Source organism: Hydrogenophaga sp. 5NK40-0174 (assembly GCF_040372165.1).
GTDB lineage: Bacteria > Pseudomonadota > Gammaproteobacteria > Burkholderiales > Burkholderiaceae_C > Hydrogenophaga.
Window position 1 is genome coordinate 1,190,379 of record NZ_BAABWG010000001.1, and the last position, 22,240, is coordinate 1,212,618.

22 protein-coding genes are annotated in these 22,240 nt (G+C 61.8%); 11 read left to right on the forward strand and 11 right to left on the reverse strand.

Annotation, left to right across the window (positions count from 1 at the left end):
• Nucleotides 1–19 precede the first annotated feature (19 nt).
• The gene (locus tag ABWV89_RS05495; RefSeq protein WP_353395043.1) at nt 20–2,356 is read right to left on the reverse strand and encodes a RelA/SpoT family protein; all 2,337 of its coding nucleotides are present in this window, start codon (nt 2,354–2,356) and stop codon (nt 20–22) included.
• Between the two features lie 48 nt (nt 2,357–2,404).
• Nucleotides 2,405–3,325, reverse strand: coding sequence for an alpha/beta fold hydrolase (locus tag ABWV89_RS05500; RefSeq protein WP_502903152.1), 921 nt, complete (start codon nt 3,323–3,325; stop codon nt 2,405–2,407).
• A gap of 83 nt (nt 3,326–3,408) precedes the next feature.
• Between ABWV89_RS05500 and ABWV89_RS05505 the strand changes: the two genes are divergently transcribed.
• Nucleotides 3,409–4,179: a 3-hydroxybutyrate dehydrogenase gene (locus ABWV89_RS05505; RefSeq protein WP_353395045.1), complete on the forward strand. Its 771-nt coding sequence runs from the start codon at nt 3,409–3,411 to the stop codon at nt 4,177–4,179.
• Between the two features lie 76 nt (nt 4,180–4,255).
• Here ABWV89_RS05505 and ABWV89_RS05510 read toward each other — a convergent pair whose 3' ends face one another.
• Nucleotides 4,256–4,690: a hypothetical protein gene (locus ABWV89_RS05510; RefSeq protein WP_353395046.1), complete on the reverse strand. Its 435-nt coding sequence runs from the start codon at nt 4,688–4,690 to the stop codon at nt 4,256–4,258.
• A 168-nt stretch (nt 4,691–4,858) separates the two neighbouring features.
• Here ABWV89_RS05510 and ompR point away from each other — a divergent pair, with 168 nt between their 5' ends.
• Nucleotides 4,859–5,590, forward strand: coding sequence for an osmolarity response regulator transcription factor OmpR (ompR, locus tag ABWV89_RS05515; protein ID WP_353395048.1), 732 nt, complete (start codon nt 4,859–4,861; stop codon nt 5,588–5,590).
• Entirely contained in the window at nt 5,590–7,011 is a 1,422-nt protein-coding gene (locus ABWV89_RS05520; RefSeq protein ID WP_353395049.1) for a sensor histidine kinase family protein, read from the forward strand. The genes ompR and ABWV89_RS05520 overlap by 1 nt, the downstream gene beginning before the upstream one ends.
• A gap of 27 nt (nt 7,012–7,038) precedes the next feature.
• On the opposite strand, the gene ispF is transcribed toward ABWV89_RS05520, so the two are convergent.
• Nucleotides 7,039–7,557: a 2-C-methyl-D-erythritol 2,4-cyclodiphosphate synthase gene (gene ispF / locus ABWV89_RS05525; protein WP_353395050.1), complete on the reverse strand. Its 519-nt coding sequence runs from the start codon at nt 7,555–7,557 to the stop codon at nt 7,039–7,041.
• Entirely contained in the window at nt 7,554–8,264 is a 711-nt protein-coding gene (ispD, locus tag ABWV89_RS05530) for a 2-C-methyl-D-erythritol 4-phosphate cytidylyltransferase (RefSeq protein WP_353395051.1), read from the reverse strand. Before ispD ends, ispF begins: the two co-directional genes overlap by 4 nt.
• A 161-nt stretch (nt 8,265–8,425) precedes the next feature.
• Between ispD and mfd the strand changes: the two genes are divergently transcribed.
• Both mfd and ABWV89_RS05540 read left to right on the forward strand, forming a co-directional pair.
• Nucleotides 8,426–11,902 carry a transcription-repair coupling factor gene (gene mfd, locus ABWV89_RS05535; RefSeq protein ID WP_353395053.1) on the forward strand — a complete coding sequence of 1,159 codons (3,477 nt, stop codon included), beginning with the start codon at nt 8,426–8,428 and terminating at the stop codon, nt 11,900–11,902.
• 102 nt (nt 11,903–12,004) lie between these two features.
• On the forward strand, nt 12,005–12,517 hold the full coding sequence (locus ABWV89_RS05540) for a DUF4405 domain-containing protein (protein ID WP_353395054.1): 513 nt from the start codon (nt 12,005–12,007) through the stop codon (nt 12,515–12,517).
• 48 nt (nt 12,518–12,565) lie between these two features.
• Here ABWV89_RS05540 and ABWV89_RS05545 read toward each other — a convergent pair whose 3' ends face one another.
• The gene (locus ABWV89_RS05545) at nt 12,566–13,183 is read right to left on the reverse strand and encodes an NAD(P)H-dependent oxidoreductase (protein ID WP_353395055.1); all 618 of its coding nucleotides are present in this window, start codon (nt 13,181–13,183) and stop codon (nt 12,566–12,568) included.
• A 160-nt stretch (nt 13,184–13,343) separates the two neighbouring features.
• On the opposite strand from ABWV89_RS05545, the gene ABWV89_RS05550 reads away from it, so the two are divergent.
• Together ABWV89_RS05550 and serB are read left to right on the forward strand one after the other, a co-directional pair.
• The gene (locus ABWV89_RS05550) at nt 13,344–13,970 is read left to right on the forward strand and encodes a TetR/AcrR family transcriptional regulator (protein ID WP_353395057.1); all 627 of its coding nucleotides are present in this window, start codon (nt 13,344–13,346) and stop codon (nt 13,968–13,970) included.
• A gap of 8 nt (nt 13,971–13,978) precedes the next feature.
• Entirely contained in the window at nt 13,979–14,707 is a 729-nt protein-coding gene (gene serB / locus ABWV89_RS05555; RefSeq protein WP_353395058.1) for a phosphoserine phosphatase SerB, read from the forward strand.
• Nucleotides 14,708–14,717: 10 nt separating this feature from the next.
• Here the strand turns inward: serB and ABWV89_RS05560 are convergent, their stop codons facing one another.
• Nucleotides 14,718–15,023 (reverse strand): hypothetical protein, encoded by a 306-nt coding sequence (locus ABWV89_RS05560; RefSeq protein ID WP_353395060.1) that lies wholly within the window; start codon nt 15,021–15,023, stop codon nt 14,718–14,720.
• An 85-nt stretch (nt 15,024–15,108) separates the two neighbouring features.
• On the opposite strand from ABWV89_RS05560, the gene ABWV89_RS05565 reads away from it, so the two are divergent.
• Nucleotides 15,109–15,717 carry a 3'-5' exonuclease gene (locus ABWV89_RS05565; protein ID WP_353395061.1) on the forward strand — a complete coding sequence of 203 codons (609 nt, stop codon included), beginning with the start codon at nt 15,109–15,111 and terminating at the stop codon, nt 15,715–15,717.
• Here ABWV89_RS05565 and ABWV89_RS05570 read toward each other — a convergent pair.
• The 3 genes from ABWV89_RS05570 to ABWV89_RS05580 form a co-directional block, all read right to left on the reverse strand.
• Nucleotides 15,693–15,962: a DUF3820 family protein gene (locus ABWV89_RS05570; RefSeq protein WP_353395063.1), complete on the reverse strand. Its 270-nt coding sequence runs from the start codon at nt 15,960–15,962 to the stop codon at nt 15,693–15,695. The two genes, ABWV89_RS05565 and ABWV89_RS05570, sit on opposite strands and share 25 nt — an antisense overlap.
• 18 nt (nt 15,963–15,980) lie before the next feature.
• A complete protein-coding gene (locus tag ABWV89_RS05575) occupies nt 15,981–16,820 on the reverse strand; it encodes an alpha/beta fold hydrolase (protein WP_353395064.1) in 840 nt (279 codons plus the stop codon).
• Nucleotides 16,821–16,897: 77 nt separating this feature from the next.
• Nucleotides 16,898–18,100 (reverse strand): aminotransferase-like domain-containing protein, encoded by a 1,203-nt coding sequence (locus tag ABWV89_RS05580; protein ID WP_353395066.1) that lies wholly within the window; start codon nt 18,098–18,100, stop codon nt 16,898–16,900.
• A gap of 273 nt (nt 18,101–18,373) precedes the next feature.
• Between ABWV89_RS05580 and ABWV89_RS05585 the strand changes: the two genes are divergently transcribed.
• From ABWV89_RS05585 to nth, 3 genes are all read left to right on the forward strand, one after another.
• Nucleotides 18,374–19,186: an HDOD domain-containing protein gene (locus ABWV89_RS05585; protein ID WP_353395067.1), complete on the forward strand. Its 813-nt coding sequence runs from the start codon at nt 18,374–18,376 to the stop codon at nt 19,184–19,186.
• Nucleotides 19,187–19,330: 144 nt separating this feature from the next.
• Complete coding sequence (locus ABWV89_RS05590; protein WP_353395069.1) at nt 19,331–20,182, forward strand: phosphate/phosphite/phosphonate ABC transporter substrate-binding protein; 852 nt, start codon at nt 19,331–19,333, stop codon at nt 20,180–20,182.
• 124 nt (nt 20,183–20,306) lie between these two features.
• Nucleotides 20,307–20,942, forward strand: a complete 636-nt coding sequence (gene nth, locus ABWV89_RS05595) for an endonuclease III (RefSeq protein WP_353395070.1) — start codon at nt 20,307–20,309, stop codon at nt 20,940–20,942.
• A 9-nt stretch (nt 20,943–20,951) separates the two neighbouring features.
• On the opposite strand, the gene ABWV89_RS05600 is transcribed toward nth, so the two are convergent.
• Complete coding sequence (locus tag ABWV89_RS05600; RefSeq protein ID WP_353395071.1) at nt 20,952–22,229, reverse strand: DUF445 domain-containing protein; 1,278 nt, start codon at nt 22,227–22,229, stop codon at nt 20,952–20,954.
• Nucleotides 22,230–22,240 lie beyond the last annotated feature (11 nt).

The following is a 22,240-nucleotide window of genomic DNA, read 5'->3' on the forward strand; positions in this document are numbered from 1 at the left end:
TTGAGTGGTCAGGCCAAACTCATTTGCGCCGTACCGATCGGACACCGTCAACATCCCCCACCACCGCCATGGCTCGGCCCACCTGTCGGGCATCGGAGACTTCGATGGTGAAAGTCATCCACGCGGTGCCCTTGGACGAGATGGTCTGCACCCCCACCACATTCATCTTCTCCCGGGCGAATACGTCGGAAATGTCCCTGAGCAAGCCGGACCGGTCGACAGCCTCTACCGCCACATCGACAGGAAAGACGACGCCATTGGCAGCGCCTGGCTGGGCATCGAGCCCCGCCCACTGCACTTCGATCACACGGTCCGGCGACTTGTGCCGCAAGTGCTGATAGTCTGAGCAATCGCTGCGATGGACGGCCACTCCCCTGCCACGCGTGACAAAGCCGCAAATGTCGTCCGGAGGCGCCGGTTTGCAGCACTTGGCCAGTTGTGTCATGAGCGAATCCACACCCACGACGAGTACTTTTCCCTGGCCGGTGGAGGCATCGCGACGAGGCTTCCTGGGCACAAAGACAGGCTCGGCCTCGACTTCAGGCTCGGCCGGCTTGAGGCAATTCTCCAGCGTTCGCAGCGACAGCTCGTCCTTTCCGACCTGCTCGAACAGCTCCTGGGCCGACTCCAACCCGACCATGGCGGCCAGCTCCTCGTGCTTGAGGCTGGTCCTGCCCTCGCGCTGCAACAGTTTTTCCACCGCTTCACGGCCTTTGGCCACGGTGACTTCCAGCGCCTGGGCATTGAACCACGCCCGCACCTTGCTCTTGGCCCTGTGCCCGACGAGGTACCCCAGCTCGGGGTTGAGCCAGTCACGGGACGGCCCACCCTCCTTGGCTGCCACGATTTCCACCGTCTGACCATTCTGCAGCGGCGTATTGAGGGTGACCATGGCGCCATCCACCTTGGCTCCTCTGCAGCGATGCCCCAGCTGAGTATGTACCGCGTAGGCGAAATCGACCGGGGTGGCACCGCGGCTCAGCTCGACAATCGCTGCATCCGGGGTCAGGACATAGATTCGGTCATCGAACAGGCCTTCAGCTTTTCCGCTGAGATCCCGCTCCCAGGCAAGCAGTTGCCGCAGAACAGCAATCTTGGCGTCGTACTCGGTATTGGCCGTGACCCCGGAATAGCCCTTGGCGCCGGCTTCCTTGTATGCCCAGTGGGCCGCCACCCCATGCTCGGCATGGTCGTGCATGGACTGAGAGCGGATCTGAATTTCGAATGCGCGTCCCTGAGCGTCACGCACCACCGTATGAAGCGACTGGTAGCCGTTGGGCTTGGGCTTGGCGATGTAGTCGTCAAACTCTTCGGCAATGGGTGCATAGTGCTCATGCACATAAGCAAGCGCAGCGTAGCAGTCCTCCAGGCTCGGGACCACCACCCTCAAGGCCCGGATGTCAAACACTTGTTCGAAATCGAGCGACTTGCCACGCATCTTCTTGACGATGCTGTAGATGTGCTTGGGGCGTCCCTGCACCACTGCCTTGACTCCCTGCTCACGCAGCGCCAGCTCGAGCGCCTCCCGGACCTGCTCGACGTGCGCTTCGCGTTCCACCCTCTTCTCGTCGAGAAGCTTGGCAACTTCCTTGTAGGTCTCCGGCTCCAGGAAGCGAAAGGAGAGGTCTTCCATTTCCCACTTGATTTGCCAGATACCCAGGCGGTTGGCCAGGGGTGCAAACACATGCAATGATTCGCTGGCAATGGCCGCACCCGGGTCGCCTTTGGTCGCCGCGAAGAATCGCAACGTCTGAAGGCGCGATGCCAGGCGAAGCATGACCACGCGAAGGTCGCGAGAGAAGGCGAGCAGCATCTTCCGCACGTTCTCCGTCTGGCTGGCAGCCAGCTCGGTCACAGGCGCCTTGGCCGCATGATGGTGCAAGCCTTCGAGCGCACGCTCTTCTTCCTTGCGCGCCTGCGCCTCGGCCGCCTTGATCCTGGCCTGCCGCTGAAGCTGAACCAGCTTTGTCGACTCCATCGCCAACGCGGCAAAGTCGGCTCCAAATGCCTTGGTGATCGTTTCCTGCGGGCGATTGAGGTGCTGACAGGCATAGACCAGATAGGCCGCCGCCTGCATCTGTTCAGAACCGCCAATGGATTTGAGAATCTCTGCCACAGCGTCCGCGTGCGCCAGGATGTTCTCACCAGTGTCGAGTTGCTCACAGTCGAGCAGCGGCTCGGCAAAAGCACGCGCGCGACTCAGTGCCTGACGGCCTTTGCCGTCAAAGACCACTGTGGCTGCCGCCACGATGGCCGCCGAGGCCTCCGGCTCGCCTGCCCCGGGTCGGCGGGCTGGCTCGGCCTGAGCAGCATCCGCCAGGGCTTCTGGCTGGTGATTTGATTCCAGTGTTTTCATCGGGTCCGAAGGGCCATGCTCATACCGCCTCAGTGAGCCAGGGAACGCTCAGCTGCCGCAGAGAAAATCAAGGACGACCTTTTTCTGGTCGTCTGCCACCAGTGTAGGCGCATGCCCCACCCCAGCGAATTCCACGCACCTGGCCTTGGGTCCGCGACGCGCCATCTCCATGGCAGTCTCCGGCGCCAGAAGGTCCGATTCAGCCCCACGCAACAACAGCGTTTCAGAGGAAATGGCATCGTAGAGCGACCACAGCTTTTCTTCGCCCTGACGCGTCACGGCCAACGCCACATCCTCCGGCTGAGCCAGCAAGGCCTTGATCGGCGTGCCAATGGCCGGATCGTAGTGAAACCACCAGCGCCCGTCCCGCTGGCGCAGCATGGGGCGGGACAGACGTGCCCACTCATCCGGTGTGTGAGGGCCAAATCCCTCTGAAATGCTGGCCATGTAGTCGAACGCCTCCTGCTCGACACCAAAGGACCGGTTGGTCCCCACATAGGCACCAATGCGCTGCAAGGACGACCACTGCACCACCGGTCCGACATCGTTGAGGACGAGCTTGCGCGGCGCCAGTGCCGCCTGGGATGCGACGGCAATCCCGATCAGGCCGCCCATGCTGGTACCGACCCAGTCAATGACAGCACCTGGCACCTGCTGACGCAAGTGCGTGAGCAGCAATGCCATGTCCCTGGCGTAGGTTTCAACCTGATAGCCCATCGGGTCTGCGAGCCAGTCACTCTCCCCCCGGCCAGCCACATCGACGCTCACGACCCGCGCATGTCGGCTCAAAAGGGATGCGAGTGCGTCGAAATCCCGCCCCTGGCGAGAAAGGCCATGAACGCAAACCACGATGTGCGATGGATCACCCCCGTCCTGCACAGGCCAGTCCCACCAGGCCATTCGGCGAGGTTGACCTGTCTTGGCCGCCGGATCGCCGACATCGAGAAAGCGCAGGATGGGTTCAGAGATAGCACTCATGCTTGTGTTGCTCCGCGATAATGAATTCAACTGTCGAATATTTGATTCAATCCTAAAGGAACCGGAGCTCAAAAATGCTAGCGAACAAAACCGCACTTGTGACAGGGTCCACCAGCGGCATCGGCCTTGGCATCGCCAAAGCCCTGGCCGCACAAGGCGCCAACATCGTCCTGAACGGGTTTGGCGACACTGAGGGCCCGCTCAAGGAGGTTGCCGATCTGGGTGCGGAGGTGGCTTATCACGGCGCAGACATGAGCAACCCGGCCGAAATCGAAGCCATGATGGCTTTTGCAGCCCAGCGCTTTGGCCAGATCGACATCCTGGTCAACAACGCAGGTATTCAGCATGTTGCCCAGGTAGAGGACTTTCCGGTCGAGCGCTGGGATGCCGTCATCGCCATCAACCTCACGAGTGCCTTTCATACCACGCGCCTGGCCTTGCCCGCGATGAAGGCCGCGGGTTGGGGCCGAATCATCAATGTGGCCTCCGTCCATGGGCTGGTGGCCTCTGCGCAGAAATCCGCCTATGTGGCGGCCAAACATGGCGTCGTGGGCCTGACCAAGGTGGTGGCACTGGAGACAGCGACTACCGGCGTCACCTGCAATGCCATCTGTCCAGGCTGGGTGCTGACGCCACTGGTACAGAAACAGGTCGACGCCAAGGCGGACGCTGGCGGAATATCCATCGAGGAAGCAACCAGGCAGCTCCTGGGCGAAAAGGAGCCCTCACTGCAATTCACCACGCCGGAAGAGCTGGGTGCGCTGGCGGTCTTCTTCTGCTCGCCTGCGGCGAACAACGTCCGCGGAGCCGCCTGGAACATGGATGGTGGCTGGGCTGCGCAGTGATGCGCTGCATCAGCTGAAGGCACGCAACGGTCCGGCCATCGAAGCCTCGCCTGCCGCAGAGCCGGACTGACTGGTGTCAGCGGCCCTCTGAGTCCGGGGTGAGTGACGCCTGGGCCTTGCGAAGCATGTCCCGTATGGCTTGCCGTTCGGCATCGGACAAGCGAAACGGCTCCGGACCATCGCCTTCTTGTGGCGAGACATCCCACGTGGTCAGAACGGCATCCTTGAGACCCAGCGGCGCATGCTCATGCAAAGCGTCGCTTCCGCCTTCCGGCACGTTGCCGACGACCGGCACCATGCCGTCATGGCTCCCGATTTCAGGTACCTCCAATGCCTGTGATGGTGCTTCTGAAGCGGCCTGCGCCCCGGCCACAGGATCAGGAAGAACAGCTGGCGCGGGAGAAACCTCCACAGCCATGACGGCGGGGATGGCGTCAGGAATGACTGCCCCCTGGGCGAAAGCCAGAGAGCCCGGGACCAGAAGCGCTGCTGCGAACGATCGGTGTTTCATGCAGGTAAGTATGCCCATGGCCCCCGATTTTGACTGCCCAATGAATGGTAAGTCGCCTGCCTGTGAGGGCAACAGATGTAACATGCTGTCAGGATTCGGAAAAACGGCGCCGATCGCAGTGTTTGCGCTGCCACAATCGGGCTTGTTACATTTTCGGGAGTTGTACTCATGCCACAAGCCAATAGTCGACCCAACAAGATCCTGGTCGTAGATGACGACGTCCGCATCCGCGACCTGCTTCGCCGCTACCTGATGCAGGAAGGCTTTGAAGTCATGCTGGCCGAAGACGGCAAGGCGTTGAACCGGGTCCTTCAACGTGAATCCGTCGACATGATCGTGCTGGACCTGATGATGCCTGGCGAAGACGGCCTGTCCATCTGCCGCCGCCTGCGCGCCAATGGCGACCGCACCCCGATCATCATGCTCACGGCCAAGAGCGAGGATGTGGACCGGATCGTGGGCCTGGAAGTCGGCGCTGACGACTATCTGGGCAAACCATTCAACCCGCGCGAACTGCTCGCCCGTATCCATGCCGTGCTGCGCCGCCGCCCGCCTGCAGAAGTGCCCGGAGCTCCTTCTCAGGAAGCAGAGACGGTCACCTTTGGCCCGTTCGAGTTCGACCTGAGCCTGCGCACCCTGCGCAAGGACGGTCAGGACCTGCCGCTGACCACAGGCGAATTCGCCATGCTCAAGGCATTGGTTCGTCACCCCCGCCAACCACTGTCCCGCGAAAAACTGGCCCAGCTGGCACGTGGCCGCGAGTTCGAGCCGTTCGATCGAAGCCTGGACGTGCAGGTATCCCGCTTGCGCAAGCTGATCGAGGAAGACGCTGCGTCGCCTCGCTATCTGCAAACCGTGTGGGGTGTGGGCTATGTTTTTGTACCTGACGGAAACGGTTGATGGCCCTGGAGTCGCAGGTCGCGTTCGAAACGAACCCGACCCCGCTGGAGACGGCTCCAGCCCCCCTGGAAGTCAGGCGCCCACGCGAGGTCAGCCTTTTTTGGCGCACCTTCCTGATGTTGTCCCTGCTGCTGCTGGGATGCTTTACTGCGTGGTTGCAGACTTTCAGGGCACTTGAATTTGAACCCAGGGTGCTGCAAAGCGCCCAGCAGCTCGCCTCGCTCGTCAACCTGAGCCGGGCGGCGCTGGTCCATTCGGACTCCATTGCACGCGTGTCGCTCGTCAAGACACTGGCAGACGAGGAAGACGTGCGCATCACGCCGCGCGAGCCCGAGGACAACTACAAGCTCTACAACGAAGACTCGCTGAGCCTGAGCGTGAGCCAGGAGCTGGCCAGCCGGCTCGGCCCTGGCACCATCGTCGCCCGCGAGGTCAACGGCACCACCGGCTTGTGGATTGGCTTCACCATTGACGGTGACCCGTACTGGCTGCTCACTGACCCTTCGCGCGTCCGCCTGGTCACGGGTGCCACTTGGCTGATCTGGATCGGCACGGGTGCCGTGCTTTCGCTGATGGGCGCTGCGTTCATTGCGCGCCTGATCAACCGCCCGCTCAAGCGACTGTCGTTTGCGGCCGGCCGTGTCCGCGAAGGCGATTTCACGGCCAGCCAGCTGAGCGAGGCGGTGGCCACAGCAGAGATTCGCGAGGTGAACATCGGGTTCAACCGAATGGCGCAGCGCCTGTCCAAGATCGAGCAGGACCGCGCGCTCATGCTCGCTGGCATCTCGCATGACCTGCGCACCCCCCTGGCCCGGCTGCGCCTGGAAATGGAAATGAGCGTGGCAGATGAGACAGCGCGCGAGCACATGTCCGCCGACATTGACCAGGTCACGGCCATCATCGACAAGTTTCTGGATTACGCTCGGCCCGATGAGCTCAAGCCCGAGCCGATCTCTCTCAATGAGGTGGTCGATGCCGCGGTGTACGCGCTGGGCAGCGACCCGAACACCATTGTCATCACCAGCATTCCGGACAACACCTTTGTGTATGGCGACGGCGTGGAGCTGCAGCGGGTGTTTTCCAACTTGCTGGAGAATGCTCACCGCTATGGACGCGACCCCATCACCGGTGTGACCCGGGTGGAGATCGCGGCGCAGCCCAAAGACGACAACGTGCTGATCAAGCTGCGTGACCATGGGCAAGGTGTCCCTGAAGACACGCTGGCGCAGCTGACTCAGCCGTTCTTCAGGGCCGACGCATCCCGAACATCGGCCAAGGGCACAGGCCTGGGTCTGGCCATTGTTGACCGGGCCGTGGCACGCATGGGTGGGCGCTTTGCCCTGACCAACAGCTCCACAGGCGGGCTGGCCGCCCACATCAAGCTGCGAAAGGCCATGCCTGAGGAAAGCAAAAAGGCTTGACGGCCAGCGACTGGCGGTTGCGTTGTGTCAGCCGGCGCGGATCAGCAGCGCAGCCGCCCTGGCTTCAATGCAAAGCCCTTCTCCTGCCGGGCCCAGCTTTTCTGCGGTTTTTGCTTTGACATTGACTTGCGAGGGCTGCAGATCCAGTACTTGCGCCACCCTGGCGACCATGGCGGGAATATGTGGTGCCAGCTTGGGCGCCTGCGCCACCACCGTGCTGTCAACATTGCCGATCTCATAGCCCGTCGCCCGCACCCTGCGAGCCGCTTCCTGAAGCAGGCGGGCCGAGTCCGCGCCTTTGAACTCGGCATCGGTATCGGGGAAATGACGGCCGATGTCACCCAGGCCCGCAGCGCCCAGGAGAGCATCGGTGATGGCGTGCAGCAAGGCGTCCGCGTCAGAGTGCCCGAGCAATCCCATGTGGTGTGGAACCGTCACACCACCGAGCACAAGAGCACGACCCGGCACCAGCGCATGAACATCCCAGCCCTCGCCAATGCGAAACGGGATCAGCGCTTCTGTCTTTTGGTTGGCGTTGTCTGTCATGCGCGTCCTTCCAGCAGGGCTTTGGCCACCAGGAAATCCTGCGGATAGGTGACCTTGAGGTTGTGAGATCCGCCCTCGACCAGCAACGGACAATGTCCAGCCAGTTCCATGGCACTTGCTTCGTCGGTGATTCCCTCATAGCCATTGGCCGCGTGAGGCGCCAGTGCGGCTTGCAATGCCCCGATCCGGAACATTTGCGGCGTTTGGGCCAGCCATTTTCCTGCGCGGGCAAGCGTCTGAGCCGATCGGCCGTCCGAGGCCTGCTTGAGGGTGTCGGCCAGGGGAACGGCCAGCAAGCCGCCAACCGCATCGCCACGGCAAGCATCGATCAACCGCTGAATGTCGCCAGGGAGAACAAGACAGCGAGCGGCATCGTGAACCAGCACCCATTCATCCGCCGAAGCCCCCGTGGCCAGCAGCGCTGCCAGACCATTGGACACGCTCTCGGCACGACTGGCACCGCCCACTGCCTGCGTGTCAACGCGCTCGGGTGCGTTCTTGATGAAGTCGTCTCCGGGCGAGACCACCACCAGAATGCGATGGATGTCCGGCACGCTGGACAGCGCATGCAAGGTATGCCAGACCAGCGGCTGTCCACCGAGCATCTCATACTGCTTGGGTCCTTTCGCCCCTGACCGGCTACCCACACCGGCACATGGCACAAGAGCATGGCAACGCGAAGGGGAAACAGGCATATCTGGGGACATGTGGAACTTGTCAGGGGTATCCGGGGCATTCTATGGCTTCTTGCCACGGGCTCAGCGAGAGGCGTGCGCAGACTCTAAAATATGCAGCAACACCCCCCATCTGGCGCGATGGGGGGTATTTGCATTTGTACGCCACTCAATGGCCTTGAACGCTCAACTCCATGGACCTGCCAAAACTCAGCCCGGGCAAGCGCTTTGCCCTCCCCAAGCCCTTTGGCGCGGCAGACGCGCTGCTGCTCTCCCAGCTGACCCAGCGTGACAAGGCACAGGGGAGGCTTGTCGCGATTGTCACGGCAGACGCCGCGGATGCCCAGCGGCTGATCGACGAGCTGGCCTTCTTTGCTCCCGACCTGCGCTGCGCCCTTTTTCCGGATTGGGAGACCCTGCCCTATGACACCTTTTCGCCGCACCAGGACCTGATCAGCGAGCGACTGGCAACGTTGTGGCGCATCCATAGCCGCAGCCATGGTGGGGATGACGTGGCAGACGTGGTGCTGGTACCTGCCACCACTGCCCTGTACCGACTGGCACCCCCGGCGTTCCTGGCGGGCTACACCTTCCACTTCAAGGTCAAACAGCAGCTCGACGAAGCCAAACTCAAGTCGCAGTTGACACTGGCAGGCTACAACCATGTCTCGCAAGTGGTGAGCCCGGGCGAATACGCGGTTCGGGGTGGACTGATCGACCTGTTCCCCATGGGCAGCGTCGTACCCTACCGCGTGGACTTGTTCGACGACGAGATCGACAGCATCCGCACCTTTGACCCGGACACCCAGCGCAGCCTCTACCCGGTGGAAGAGGTGCGCTTGCTGCCCGGCCGCGAGTTCCCCATGGACGACGATGCCCGCGCGCGGTTTCGCAGCCGATGGAGGGAGCTGCTCGAAGGCGACCCCACCAAGAGCCGCATCTACAAGGACATGGGCAACGGCGTTGCCACGGCAGGCATCGAGTACTACCTCCCTCTGTTCTTCGACGAGACGGCAACCGTCTTCGACTATTTGGGCGACGATGCCACCGTGGTGCTGCACGGCGACCTGGAGCAGGCGTTTCAGGGCTTCTGGCAAGACACCCAGGATCGCTACCGCCTGGTCCGTGGCGATCCGGACCGCCCGGCACTGCCGCCCGAGGCACTGTTTCTGAGTGCGGAGCAGTTCTTTGCCCTGGGCAAGCCCCACGCGCAACTCGCGCTACGCAGTGACACGCAAGATGTGGCCGACAACGCCTTCGCGCAGGCGCTCCCGGACATCGGTGTCAGCCGCGGTGCGGAGGATCCCCTGGCCCGGCTGGAGGCGCACCTGGCACAAAGCCCGAACCGTGCGCTGATCCTGGCCGAGAGCGACGGGCGCCGGGAAAGCCTGCTGGACTTCCTGGGCGCAAGCGGCTTGCGTCCACCGGCTTTCGACAGTCTCGAGGAGTTTGAACAAAGCCCGGAGAAGCTGGGCATTGCCACTGCGGCACTCGCCCAGGGCTTTGTCTGGCCCGCGCAAGGCTTGGAGTTCATCACCGAAACCGAGCTGTTTGCCGCCGGACCGACAACGCGCCGGCGACGCAAGCAGGAGCAAGTCAGTGACGTTGATGCGCTGATCAAAGATCTCTCGGAGCTCAATGTGGGCGATCCGGTGGTGCATGCGGCGCACGGGATTGGGCGATACCGCGGCCTGATCAACATGGACATGGGGGAGACCAATCCCGACGGCAGCCCTGCTCTTCAGGAGTTTCTGCATCTGGAGTATGCCCAGGATGCCGTGCTGTACGTGCCGGTCAGCCAGTTGCACCTGATCGGGCGCTATACCGGTGTCAGTGCGGACGAAGCGCCTTTGCACAAACTGGGCAGCGGCCAGTGGGAAAAGGCCAAACGCAAAGCGGCGGAGCAGGTGCGGGATGCCGCGGCGGAATTGCTCAACATCTATGCCCGCCGCGCGGCCCGTGAAGGGCACGCGTTCCGGTTCTCCGCTCAGGACTACGAAGTTTTCTCCAACGACTTCGGCTTTGACGAAACAGCCGACCAGCGCGCGGCCATCCATGCCGTGATCCAGGACATGATCAGCCCGCAGCCCATGGACCGGCTGGTATGTGGCGACGTGGGCTTTGGCAAGACCGAAGTGGCACTGCGCGCGGCGTTTGTCGCGGTCACAGGCGGCAAGCAAGTGGCTTTTCTCGCGCCAACCACCCTGCTCGCAGAACAGCATTTCCAGACCCTGACCGACCGCTTCGCCAAATGGCCGGTCAAGGTGGCAGAAATGAGCCGTTTCCGCTCGCAAAAGGAAATCACAGCGGCGGCCAAGGGACTGGCGGACGGCACCATCGACATCGTGGTGGGAACGCACAAACTGCTGTCCAACAAGGTCGACTTCAAGAACCTGGGCCTGCTCATCATCGACGAGGAGCACCGGTTCGGCGTACGCCACAAAGAGGCGATGAAGCAGATGCGTGCCGAGGTGGATGTGCTCACCCTGACCGCCACTCCGATTCCGCGCACCATGGGCATGGCACTTGAAGGTCTTCGGGACCTGTCCGTCATTGCGACTGCGCCACAGCGCCGACTGGCGATCAAGACCTTTGTCCGCAACGAAGGCCAGGGCGTGATTCGTGAAGCAGTGCTGCGCGAACTCAAGCGCGGCGGGCAGGCCTACTTCCTGCACAACGAAGTCGAGACAATCGAGAACCGAAAACAGCAGCTGGAAGAGTACCTGCCTGAGGCGCGCATCGCGATCGCACACGGCCAGATGCCGGAACGCGAACTTGAACGTGTCATGCGGGACTTTGTGGCCCAGCGATACAACATACTGCTGTGCTCGACCATCATCGAAACGGGCATTGACGTGCCCACCGCCAACACCATTGTCATCAGCCGGGCCGACCGATTCGGCCTTGCCCAGTTGCATCAGCTGCGTGGCCGTGTGGGGCGCAGTCACCATCAGGCATATGCCTACTTGCTGGTGCCGGAAATCGAATCGCTGACCAAGCAGGCTGCGCAGCGACTGGAAGCCATTCAGGCCATGGAAGAGCTGGGCAGTGGCTTCTACCTGGCCATGCACGACCTCGAAATCCGGGGAGCCGGAGAGGTGCTGGGTGACAACCAGAGCGGCAACATGATGGAGATCGGCTTTCAGCTCTACAACGAGATGCTGGCCGAAGCGGTTCGCTCGCTCAAGGCAGGCAAGGAGCCGGACCTGCTCTCGCCCATGTCTGCCACCACAGACATCAACCTCCATTCCCCGGCACTCCTGCCCAACGACTACTGCGGCGATGTGCACCTGCGCCTTTCCTTCTACAAGAAGCTGGCCACCGCGAAGTCGACCGACCAGATCGACACGCTGCTAGAAGAGATCGTGGACCGGTTCGGCAAGCTGCCTGCCCAGACACAGACCCTGATTGACGTGCACCGTCTGCGTTGCATCAGCGAGCCCTACGGCGTGATCAAGATCGATGCCGCGCCGGGTGTCATCAACATCACGTTCAAACCCAACCCGCCGGTGGAGCCGATGAAGATCATCGAGCTCATCCAGAAGAACCGCCACATCAAGCTGGCCGGAAACGAAAAGCTGCGGATTGAGAGAGAGCTGCCGGAGGTGAAGGATCGGGTCAAACTCGTGAGGGATGTGCTGCGTTCGCTGGGACAGCCCGGCCGGGCATAGGGTGCTGCAGCTTTACAAAGCGTTTACAAACCGGCTCAGCCGGGTTAACACCGGGACCGGACACTCCGTGCAGCGACCACATGATCTCGAGAGGAAAAAAACATGAACATGAATCTCAACGCACAACGTCCCTGGGTCACGCCTTTGGTGATTGGCTCCTTCCTGCTCTCTGCCGTGACCGGCGTCCTGATGTTCTTCCACCTGGACACGGGGCTGAACAAAGCCGCCCACGAGTGGCTGGGCTGGGCCATGGTCATCGGCGTTGTGTTGCACGTACTGCTCAACTTCCCGGCCTTCAAGCGTTATTTCACCCAGACCACCGCACGCGTGGTCATGGGCGTTTTCGCCATTGTGCTGGCGCTGAGCTTTTTCTCGCTGGGCAGCGAAGGTGGTGGAGACCCAGGCTGGGCCGGGCCGATTCGTGCCATGGCTGATGCACCGGTCCCTGCCCTGGCCCAGGTGGCCGGCGTGAGCACAGAGGACATGCGCGAGCGTCTGGAGGCTGCAGGCCTGCATGTGGTCAGCGATGAGCAGACCGTGGCCGAACTGGCAGGCCCGGACCTGCGTGCGCAGATCAACGCGCTGACGCAGGCCTTGGGAAAAGCACCTCACTGAACGTCAGCGGCCGATGAGCACCTTTCGGGCAGCCAGCCCGAGGCATGCTCAGGCGTTCGCCGTCCGTGCGCTTGTCGGCTGCAGCTGACGCGCGTCTTTTTCCGCCACTCGTTCAACTTCCTGAAGCCATCGGGCACGCTGCTCCTGCGTACTGCTGTGGACCGGCCCGATGCGCGTGAAGCCCACCGGTTTGAAACCACAGAACTTCAGGGTGCTGCGCACCAGCTGATTTTGCGTAGGGTTGCCCTGAAACAGGCGCAGGTACCAGCCCGGTGAGTCTGAGGTCATCACCACCCGAGCGCTGCGTCCGGCCAGCAAACCTTCAGGCATTCCTTTCTCTGTGTAGCGGTACGCCCAGCCCTTCTCCAGAGTGCGATCGAAGAATCCCTTGAGCAGGGCAGGCACAGAGCCCCACCACAGCGGCGTCACGATCACCACATGGTCTGCCGCTTCAATGGCTGCCTGCGCCATCTGCAGGTCGGGCTCCAGCGCCTGCCGGTCGTCATAACCCACACGAAGAATGGGGTCGAACTGCATGTCGCGCAGGGCGAGCGTTCGCACCGTGACCCCTCCTCTTTCACTTGCGCCTTGTGCGTAGGAATGGGCCAATGCGGCACACAGCGAAGTGGCCTGAGGGTGCGCGTCGATCAACAGAATTCGGGACATGAGTGTTTCCTTGATAGGTGGTCGATTGGTTGGCGTGGTTCGGGTACCGCTTGAGCGACCTGCGGGACATCCATACCCGCGATCTAATTTCTTATCGCCTTAGCGGCTTAATCTTTACATCGTAAAGATATGGCTTGAAGTGTGGAATAGAATCTTTTCCATGTCAAGATCAGATGGCGATTCAGCCCATTCCAAGAAGAACTACCACCATGGAAATCTCCGTGAGGCCTTGCTGGACGCGGGTTTACGCCTCCTGTCGGACAGCCCGCCGGCGACCATCAGCTTGCGTCAATTGGCCAGGGAAGCCGCCGTCAGTCACGCAGCGCCCTACCATTACTTTGAAGACAAGCAGGACCTCATTCACGCGCTGGGCGTCGAGGCCATGCGCCGTTTTGTTCAGGCACAAAAGGACGCCGCTCGGCCTGACCTCGCCCCGGCCGAACGCCTCCTCGCCATGGGTCTGGCCTACATTCACTATGCGTCCAGCCATCCCCACGCGTTCAGCCTGATCTTCGACCCCGCCTACTGCGAACCGGGCAACCCGTCAGAAGACATGGCCCCATTGATTGCAGAGAACGAAGCCCTGCTGGGTCAATGCACTTCCGATGCTCAGGCCGCTGGCGTCCTGCCCCCTGATGCGGATGGCTCCGCCGCAGCCGCCATGTGGGCCGCCGTCCACGGCCTTGCCCAGCTCGTCACCGCAGGCCATATGCCCGTGTCGGTGGCAGAGCCCGCCATGCGCTCATTGCTGCGCATGCCGCCAGCGCAAAAGCGCGGCAAGAGATAATCGAGCTCATGACTGAAAACACCACTGAATTCGCACCAGGGCTGATGGTTCGCGGTGCGACCCCTCCGCTGCGCCTGTCTGAGTTCAAGCTCATTGCCTTCGACATGGACTCCACCCTGATCAACATCGAGTGCGTGGACGAGATCGCAGATGCAGTGGGGCGCAAGGACGAGGTGGCAGCGATCACGGAAGCCGCCATGCGTGGCGAGATCACGGACTTCAAAGACAGCTTGCGCCGCCGCGTGGCATTGCTCAAGGGCGTGACGGTGGCTGACATGGAGCGAGTGCTCGCCGAACGCCTGCGCCTGAACCCGGGTGCCGATTCCCTGGTCAAGGCCTGCAAGGCCGCAGGCATGAAAGTCCTGCTTGTCTCCGGTGGTTTCACCTTCTTTGCCCACCGCGTCCGGGATATGCTGGACATCGATTTCACCCGCTCGAACGTGCTGGAGCTGGAAGACGGCGCCAACTGCGGACAGCTCACCGGCCGCCTGGTGACACAGAGCTGGGGAGACATCTGTGACGGCGCCGAGAAGCGCCGTACTTTGCTGGAAGTGGCCTCGCTGATGAATATCGAGCCATCTCAGTGCATCGCCATGGGCGACGGCGCCAATGATCTGCCCATGATGGGCGCGGCAGGCCTGTCAGTGGCCTACCACGCCAAGCCCAAAGTCCGAGAGCAAGCCATGGTGGCCATCAATGAAGGCGGACTGGACCGCCTGCTGGAATTGTTTGCCTGAGCGCAACCAATCAGGCTGGCTCAATACTGAAGCCGCCTTCATCGAGGTGACGATGGGGGCCGAATACGGCCTCCATGGCAGCCGCTTCTGCCGCCTGCCAGTGCTCGAACACGGTTCGCTCATCCACGCTGAGAAGCTCCATGTCAGGCTGTTCACCATAGATGCCCGCCAGGCGCTGGTAGGCCTGATAGACGGGCAACACCATTTCAGGGCTGCCAAGAGCAGCGTCCAGGGTTTGACGAAACAGACGTTCTGCGGCCTGCTGCTGCGCAGCAGTTGCCCCTTCTGGGGTGTACAGTCGAACGGAATAGCTCACAACGAAACGGCTCCATTGGCACGGAGGTGACCCGCTGTCACCCGCAGACCTATTGTGCCAAGGCTTTGACCATTCCACTGCCACCATGCAACGCCCCACTCCGGCCAGACCCATTCCTGACAAAGACGCGATCAATGCCCTGCCAGCATTTGCCCGGTTGAACCTGAAGCAAATCACGGTGGTGACTGAAGTGAATGCTGCACGAGAAGCTGCAGCCGCATTGCGCGACCACCAGGCATGGGGTTTTGATACGGAGAGCAAACCCACGTTTCGCAAGGATGAAGTCTCCGACGGTCCGCATGTGCTGCAACTGGCCACGCGCGATCACGCCTGGGTGATTCTCTTGCATGACACCGCCTGCCGTGACGTGGCCTGTGAGCTACTGGCTGCGCCTGCCCATGTCAAAGCGGGCTTCGGTCTGGGAGATGACAAGCGCCGCATTGAGTCCAAGCTGGGGGTGACGCCCGCCAACGTGCTGGAACTCAATACGGTATTCCACGACCGGGGCTACCGCAAAGACATGGGCGTCAAAGCCGCCGTTGCAGTGCTGTTTGATCAGCGTTTCATGAAGAGCAAGAAGGCCGCCACCTCCAACTGGGCGGCGCCACGTTTGACGGAGTCGCAAGTGCTGTACGCGGCCAACGATGCCTGGGCGGCCATCGAAGTATTTCACGCCTTGCGGGCGTTGGACTGAGCCGATGTTCCGCCCGCCTCTGACGGTTTTCCTGCAGCCTCCCGCAACGGTGCAAGCAACTCGCTCAAACCGTTGTGATCGATTTCCTGCATCAGCTGCAGCAAGCGACCGATATCGCCCTTGGGAAAGCCCTCACGCGCAAACCAGTTGAGGTAGTTCCCAGGCAGATCGGCGATGAAGCGGCCCTTGTATTTGCCGTATGGCATGGGCGTGTTCAGCAATCGTTGCAGGTCTTCGGGTTTCATTGCACCGTCATCGCTCCTTCAAGCCACGGTCCCGTGGTCCAGCCACTGTCGCACGGTGGCGTTGAACTCGTCCCTAGCCTGCATCATGATCCAGTGACCAGTGGCAAATCCCTTGGCGCCGCAGCCCGGCAGTTTCTGGAGCGATTCGATCCACTCTGGAGAATGGAACAAAAAGGGCTTGCGCTGGCCATACAGATACAGCATGGGCATCTTGTGTCCCAACACCTTCTCTGCACGCGTCATCCCTTTGACGCCACCAGCCACGCCGAACCAAACCACCGCATAGGGGTAGTTCATCTGCCAGCCAAGCTGTTCCGGTTTGCCATACCAGCGCGCCCAACGGGCTGTGCCTCGCGTCATGGCGTTGGCCAGTCCTGGCAAAAGCCCACCCAGCTTCCAGGCGATGGCCAGCCACAACTGGTAACCCACCAGGCCCATTTTCTGGGTCAACGAGAGCGATGCCAGAAACGCTTTTGACGACGCGTCGCCAATGTCCACTCCCACCACTCGCGCCACCTTGTCGCTGTGCTTGGCGGCGAACTCGTAGCCATAGAAGCATCCCCAGTCGTGCACCAGGAGACTCACCTTCTCGCCCGGGCTGAGCTCTTCGGCGACTTGTGCAATCAAAGCGGTGATGTCCTTGACCGAAGTCGCCTTGGGCGGGCGACTCAGGTCATACCCTGGCAAGTCAAAGCGTACGCAGCGATATGCATCGGACAGAGCAGGCACCACACCATCCCAAAGCCGGTGCGAATCAGGCCAGCCATGGAGCATGATGAGCACCGGGCCCTGTCCTTCGATGTGGACATCGGCGCCCCCGATGGAGCGGACTTCAGAATGGACGACGTTGGTATTCATATCGGGCATTCTGGCACGCAGGCGTTTTCCGCCGCTGTCTCACATCCGACTGCCGCGTGGCAGATGAACCTGCCGCCCTACAAAGCTCTGGCCAGTTTCTGAACGCCCTCTTCGATGCGCTGCAGATCGGCAGTAGCAAAGCTCAGCCTCAACGTGGCTTTGTCGGCATCGGCCGCAAAAAACGGAGTGCCAGGAACGAATGCCACCCCTTGCTCGATTGCCCGTTTGGCGAATTCGTTGCCGTCGGCCACTTTGCCACCTTGCCCGGTCAGGCGCCCCCACACGAACAGCCCGCCACCCGGCCTCACGAAGGACAAGGCTGTTCCCAGTTCACGCTCCAGCGCGTCGCACATCGTGCGCGCCCGCTCCGCATAAACTTTGCGGACCTTGGCGAGGGTGTCGGGCATCCGCCCCGAGTGCAAGTACTGCGCCGCCGTGGCCTGCGCAAACGTGCTGGTATGTGCGTCGCTGAACTGCTTGCACATCACCGCATTGGCCATCAGTGACTTCGGCCCGACCAGCCATCCCACCCGCAAGCCCGGGCTGAGCACCTTGCTCAAGGAACCACAATGGACGAGCCAGTCGCGACTGCCATCCACCTCCGATGAAAGGGCGAGCATGCTCGGCGGTGGCGGCGCATCAAAGTACAGATCACCGTAGGGATCGTCCTCCACAAACAGAGTCTGGTACTTTGCAGCCAGGGCCAACACCCGCTTGCGGCGCTCCAGTGTGAGCGTCGCTCCGGTCGGGTTGCCGAACGTGGGAATGAGATACACAAGCTTGGGCTGGTGCTCACGGATGAGGTCTTCCAATGCGTCCGGCTGTACGCCTTCGCCATCGACCGGCGCGCTGATCAACTCCGCGCCGTAGAGGCGAAAACACTGAATGGTGGCCAGAAAGGTCGGGCCCTCGACAATCACCTTGTCGCCGGGCGAGATCATGGTCTTTCCGATCAGGTCCAGCGCTTGCTGGCTTCCGGTCGTGACAATGAGGTCGTTTGCCTGGACGCCGCGCACCCCTTTACCAGCCATCATCGAAGCGATCTGCTCCCGCAGCGGCCCATAGCCTTCCGTGGCGCCGTATTGCAGCGCGGCGCCCGGCTCCTGCTCCAGGGCAGCATTGGCGGCCTCGCGGATGCCATCCACGTCAAACATGGCAGCATCAGGGAAACCGCCCGCAAAACTGATGATGCCCGGCTTGCCGAGCAGTTTGAAAAGCTCCCGGATAGCTGAGGTCTCCACTTTGCTCAAGCGGCTGGCAAACGGCAGGGATGCGGTCATGGTTGTGAAACTTTGAAGGTCTGAACGGTGAAGAGCCTGTGCGATATGCGTAGCAATGGCGCCGGGACAAACAAGCATGTTAGCGCGATTTGAAGCCATATCAGGCTCCGGGCGCGATGCCAGCGCGCCAATATCTGCACAGCATGTCATGCCCGCTGACAACAGGGAAAACGCTCGCTAAAGAAATCGGGCAGGACGTCGAATGAACAGACGGGGGTGCGGTCCACAGCTGGAGCAGGACCGCGGCCCGCCAGCGATTGAAAAGGACTACCCATGGCGTCACTCAATGATTTCCTTGCATCCGTTCAGCTGCCAACCATGCCGCAGGTGGCTCACGAACTGATTCACTCCCTCAACGACGAGGATGTGCCTCTGGCCCGGATCCGGGATGCTGTGTGTCAGGACCCGACTCTGGCATTGAAGCTGATGCGCCTGGCCAATAGCGCCAGATACGGACTTCAACGTCAGGTAGGCACAGTCGACGAGGCCATTGCCATCGTCGGCGCCAACCAGGTTCGCACCCTGGTGCTGGCATCCTGCCTGAGCGACAACTTCCCGACCCTCCCTGGCCTGGACCAGAACGCGTTCTGGGCCGAGAGCCAGATGTGCGGTGGCTACGCACAGTGGCTGGCCCAGCACATGGGGTCGGATTCGGACCAGGCCTGGCTCACCGGGTTCATGGTGCGGCTGGGTGAGCTGATCGTGGGCCAGGCCGCACCGCAGTTCCTGCCGGACATCGAGCGACTGCCCAGCTATCCAGGGGCTCGCTGGCAGCGGGAAATGGCGGCCCTGGGCTTCACCGAAGGCCAGGTCATTGCGGAACTGGCTCGCCGCTGGAACTTTCCCGAAGCCATTGTCCGTGCACTGGAAACCGCAGCAGACCCGCTCGCCGCGAAGCCATTCTCACGGCTGGGTGCGATCCTATACATGGCTGAACTGCTGGCTGAATCGGGCACCACCGTCTCGCAGGAACTGATCGATGAGCTGCCTCCCGAGTTGCTGATGGCCTTGCAGGTGGACAGCAACTGGCTCGCGGCACACCTGCCGGAAGCCCAGGCCCACGCGGGTCACAGCCTCATTCACTGACACTTGCCAACCCTGTACAGCAGGGGAAACTTTCACGCATGGACGCAGCTGTTGCGTCCATGCATGGGCTCAGCACACAAGACGTGACATCTGAGCCTCTCCCGGCCTACAGTAGTCGCTCTATCATTCATTAAGGATGGAGCGATGAACAAATCAACGCCATCGATACGCGTGCGCTCGTTGCGAGCACTGGCCGCGATCACACTTGCCGCACTCTCACTGACCACCGGCGCCAACGCCGTCGCAGCCGATCTGGTGTTCGCCATCAGCGAAGGCTCTTCTGGCGGAACAGATCATGGGCGCGTCATTGCCAAGTACCAGGGCCTGGCCCAAGTCCTCGGAAAAGCCATTGGCCAGAAGGTCAACGTGGTATTCGTGCGTGAATTCAAATTTCTCGAAGATGGCCTGCAGAAGAACATCTACGATCTGGCCATGGCCAGGCCCAGCGACTATCCGGCCAGAGGCATGCGCGACTATGGCTACCAGTACGTGGCCAGCGCCAAACCGGAAGGGCGCTGCCTCATCATCGTGCCCAAAGATGCCCCCATCGAGCGGCTGGACCAGATCAAGGGCAAGCGCATAGCGCTGCCAAGCCCCGCTGCGTACATGACGAAGTTCTGCACGGCCATGCTCCGCAGCGAGGGCATCGACGTCGAGAAAGAGACCGTGACGCGCGTCCGTGAACAGGGAGCCGTTCCCTTCTTTCTCAACAACAGGTTTGCCGACGTGGGTGGCGTGGCCTCTTACTCCGGCGTGGCCAAGCGCCTCGAGCAGGACAACATGCGCATTCTGCATGCCAGCATTCCGCAGCCATATTTCCCCATGGTGGCTTCATCCAAGCTCAAGCCCGAACAGGTCAAGGCCATGCAAGGCGCCTTGGCACAGATGGAGTCCACCGCTGAAGGAAGAAAAGTGCTGGCCACCATTGGTATCGAAGGGTTTGATACCGGAACCGAGCAGCGCCTCAAAGAACTGCTTGGCTGGCTGGGTCAGTAGCACCAAGCGAGGTTGGATGACCTGGCGCGGCGAGACGAGGCGTGGAGAGAGATCCGGCTGCAGGCACAATGATGGTGTTCCGCTGCGATGGCGGCAAGACAAAAGACAGCCCCCTACGCTCACCATGAATCGCGCCAGCATCGAGTCCTTCTTCGCCACTCTCCAGCAAGCCAACCCCAATCCGGTCACCGAGCTGGAGTACACGAGCGTTTTCGAGCTGCTGGCAGCGGTACTCCTCTCGGCGCAGGCAACCGATGTGGGAGTGAACAAGGCAACCCGGCTTCTGTTCCCGGTGGCCAACACGCCGCAGAACATCCTCAACCTGGGACTGGCTGGTCTGGAGAGCTACATCAAGACCATTGGCCTGTACCGAAGCAAGGCCAAACACCTGATGCAAGCCTGCGAAATCCTCGTCAGGGAACACGGCGGGAAGGTGCCGCGCTCTCGCGAGGCGCTGGAGGCCTTGCCGGGCGTTGGTCGCAAAACCGCGAACGTGGTGCTCAACGTGGCTTTTGGGGAGCCCACCATGGCGGTGGATACCCACATCTTTCGCGTGAGCAACCGCACCGGTCTGGCTCCGGGCAAGACACCTCTGGAGGTGGAAAAGCAATTGCTCAGGCGGGTTCCCAAGGCCTACCTGGTCGACGCCCACCACTGGATCATTCTGCATGGTCGCTATGTGTGCCAGGCGCGCAAGCCTAAATGCCCCGAGTGCGCCGTGGCTCAGTGGTGCGACTTCAAGCCCAAGACCAGGGCCTGAGAGCAGTGCTCAGTGCAGCCATGCCTGCACCGCCGGAAATGACAGCACGCCCATGGTGACGGCATGCAGGGCAAGACCGACCATGGCACCCACCACCGTGCCATTGACGCGAATGAACTGCAAGTCCCGTCCGATGTGACTCTCCAGAACGTCACTGAGCTCGCGTGCATCCCAGGCGTGAACCCGCTCAGAGACGAAACCCACAATGCGCCCCCGATTGACCTGGAGCAAGGTTTGCAAGACCTGCCGGGCCTGGACATTGACCCAGTCTCTGAGCGAAGCGTCATCCTTCAGGCGCTGGCCCAGCATGGCGGCCAGCTCGGCGCACTTGCTCTGCCAGCGGCCATCCGGCTGCTGCGCTTCGTCGCGAAGCTTGAGCATCAGCTCATGCCACCCTTTTTCAATCGGCGTCTGCCAGCCCGGCTGTGCCAGCCAGGTGTCACGCCATAGCGCCACCCGGGCTTGCCACGCCTGGTCATGCTGCAGGCGCTCCGCTGTCTCGATCATCCATTGGTCGAACCGCTTGCGCATCGGATGTACAGCATCTTGCGCCACCTCGTCGAGCATGGTGCTCAAAGCCGCCACCAGTTTGCGCGTGGCCAGACGTGCAGCGGCCTGGTCCAGGCCCACGTATTTGAGCTGACGCAACTCCTTGGCGATGGCATCGGTGAAGTGCTCCTGCACGTTGTCCTGCGCAGCCCAGTCGGCCAGTTGCTGCAGCAACTGGTCCAGCCACTGCTGGTGATGCTGGTGAGCAACCAGCGCCTCCAGCGCCTGCCCGCCAAGCGTTGCCAGCTCCACTCGCTCAAGCACCTTGCGAGCCAGGTCGGCAGCCCATTCGCGCACCGCCGTCTGGTCCAGCACCTCGAGCATGCCGGGTGCTGCCTCCCGCATCCATGAAGCCAGTCGCTGCGTGTTTTCATCCCTTTGCAGCCAGTCCGACATGGCCGACGAAACATCCACGCGTGCCAGAGACAGGGCCAGGTGATCGGGCGCCAGAAAATGCTCGTCGAGAAAACGGGCCAACTGGTCGCCCAGCCGGTCCTTGTTGGCCATGATGATGGCCGTGTGCGGCACTGGCAAACCCAGGGGATGCCGAAACAGGGCGACAACGGCAAACCAGTCGGCCAGCGCCCCCACCATGGCGGCCTCGGCTGCGGCGCCGAGATAGCCCCAGGCAAGGTGCCGGCCTTCCATGGCAGTCGCCAGAACGTAGAGCGCAAATGCGCCAAACAGCAGCCCCAGGGCCACCGCTTTCATCTGTGCAAGGCTCAATCGGTTTGGCAAGTGAAGCTTCT

Bases quoted from the DNA above. Each gene is read 5' to 3' on its own strand.
- ABWV89_RS05520 (WP_353395049.1), top strand. From the start codon at position 5,590: ATGGCCCTGGAGTCGCAGGTCGCGTTCGAAACGAACCCGACCCCGCTG.
- ABWV89_RS05505 (WP_353395045.1), top strand. From the start codon at position 3,409: ATGCTAGCGAACAAAACCGCACTTGTGACAGGGTCCACCAGCGGCATC.
- ABWV89_RS05495 (WP_353395043.1), bottom strand. From the start codon at position 2,356: ATGAAAACACTGGAATCAAATCACCAGCCAGAAGCCCTGGCGGATGCT.
- mfd (WP_353395053.1), top strand. From the start codon at position 8,426: ATGGACCTGCCAAAACTCAGCCCGGGCAAGCGCTTTGCCCTCCCCAAG.
- ABWV89_RS05565 (WP_353395061.1), top strand. From the start codon at position 15,109: ATGCAACGCCCCACTCCGGCCAGACCCATTCCTGACAAAGACGCGATC.
- ABWV89_RS05540 (WP_353395054.1), top strand. From the start codon at position 12,005: ATGAACATGAATCTCAACGCACAACGTCCCTGGGTCACGCCTTTGGTG.
- nth (WP_353395070.1), top strand. From the start codon at position 20,307: ATGAATCGCGCCAGCATCGAGTCCTTCTTCGCCACTCTCCAGCAAGCC.
- ABWV89_RS05545 (WP_353395055.1), bottom strand. From the start codon at position 13,183: ATGTCCCGAATTCTGTTGATCGACGCGCACCCTCAGGCCACTTCGCTG.
- ABWV89_RS05585 (WP_353395067.1), top strand. From the start codon at position 18,374: ATGGCGTCACTCAATGATTTCCTTGCATCCGTTCAGCTGCCAACCATG.
- ompR (WP_353395048.1), top strand. From the start codon at position 4,859: ATGCCACAAGCCAATAGTCGACCCAACAAGATCCTGGTCGTAGATGAC.
- ispD (WP_353395051.1), bottom strand. From the start codon at position 8,264: ATGTCCCCAGATATGCCTGTTTCCCCTTCGCGTTGCCATGCTCTTGTG.
- ABWV89_RS05550 (WP_353395057.1), top strand. From the start codon at position 13,344: ATGTCAAGATCAGATGGCGATTCAGCCCATTCCAAGAAGAACTACCAC.
- serB (WP_353395058.1), top strand. From the start codon at position 13,979: ATGACTGAAAACACCACTGAATTCGCACCAGGGCTGATGGTTCGCGGT.
- ABWV89_RS05575 (WP_353395064.1), bottom strand. From the start codon at position 16,820: ATGAATACCAACGTCGTCCATTCTGAAGTCCGCTCCATCGGGGGCGCC.
- ABWV89_RS05580 (WP_353395066.1), bottom strand. From the start codon at position 18,100: ATGACCGCATCCCTGCCGTTTGCCAGCCGCTTGAGCAAAGTGGAGACC.
- ABWV89_RS05510 (WP_353395046.1), bottom strand. From the start codon at position 4,690: ATGAAACACCGATCGTTCGCAGCAGCGCTTCTGGTCCCGGGCTCTCTG.
- ABWV89_RS05570 (WP_353395063.1), bottom strand. From the start codon at position 15,962: ATGAAACCCGAAGACCTGCAACGATTGCTGAACACGCCCATGCCATAC.
- ABWV89_RS05590 (WP_353395069.1), top strand. From the start codon at position 19,331: ATGAACAAATCAACGCCATCGATACGCGTGCGCTCGTTGCGAGCACTG.
- ispF (WP_353395050.1), bottom strand. From the start codon at position 7,557: ATGACAGACAACGCCAACCAAAAGACAGAAGCGCTGATCCCGTTTCGC.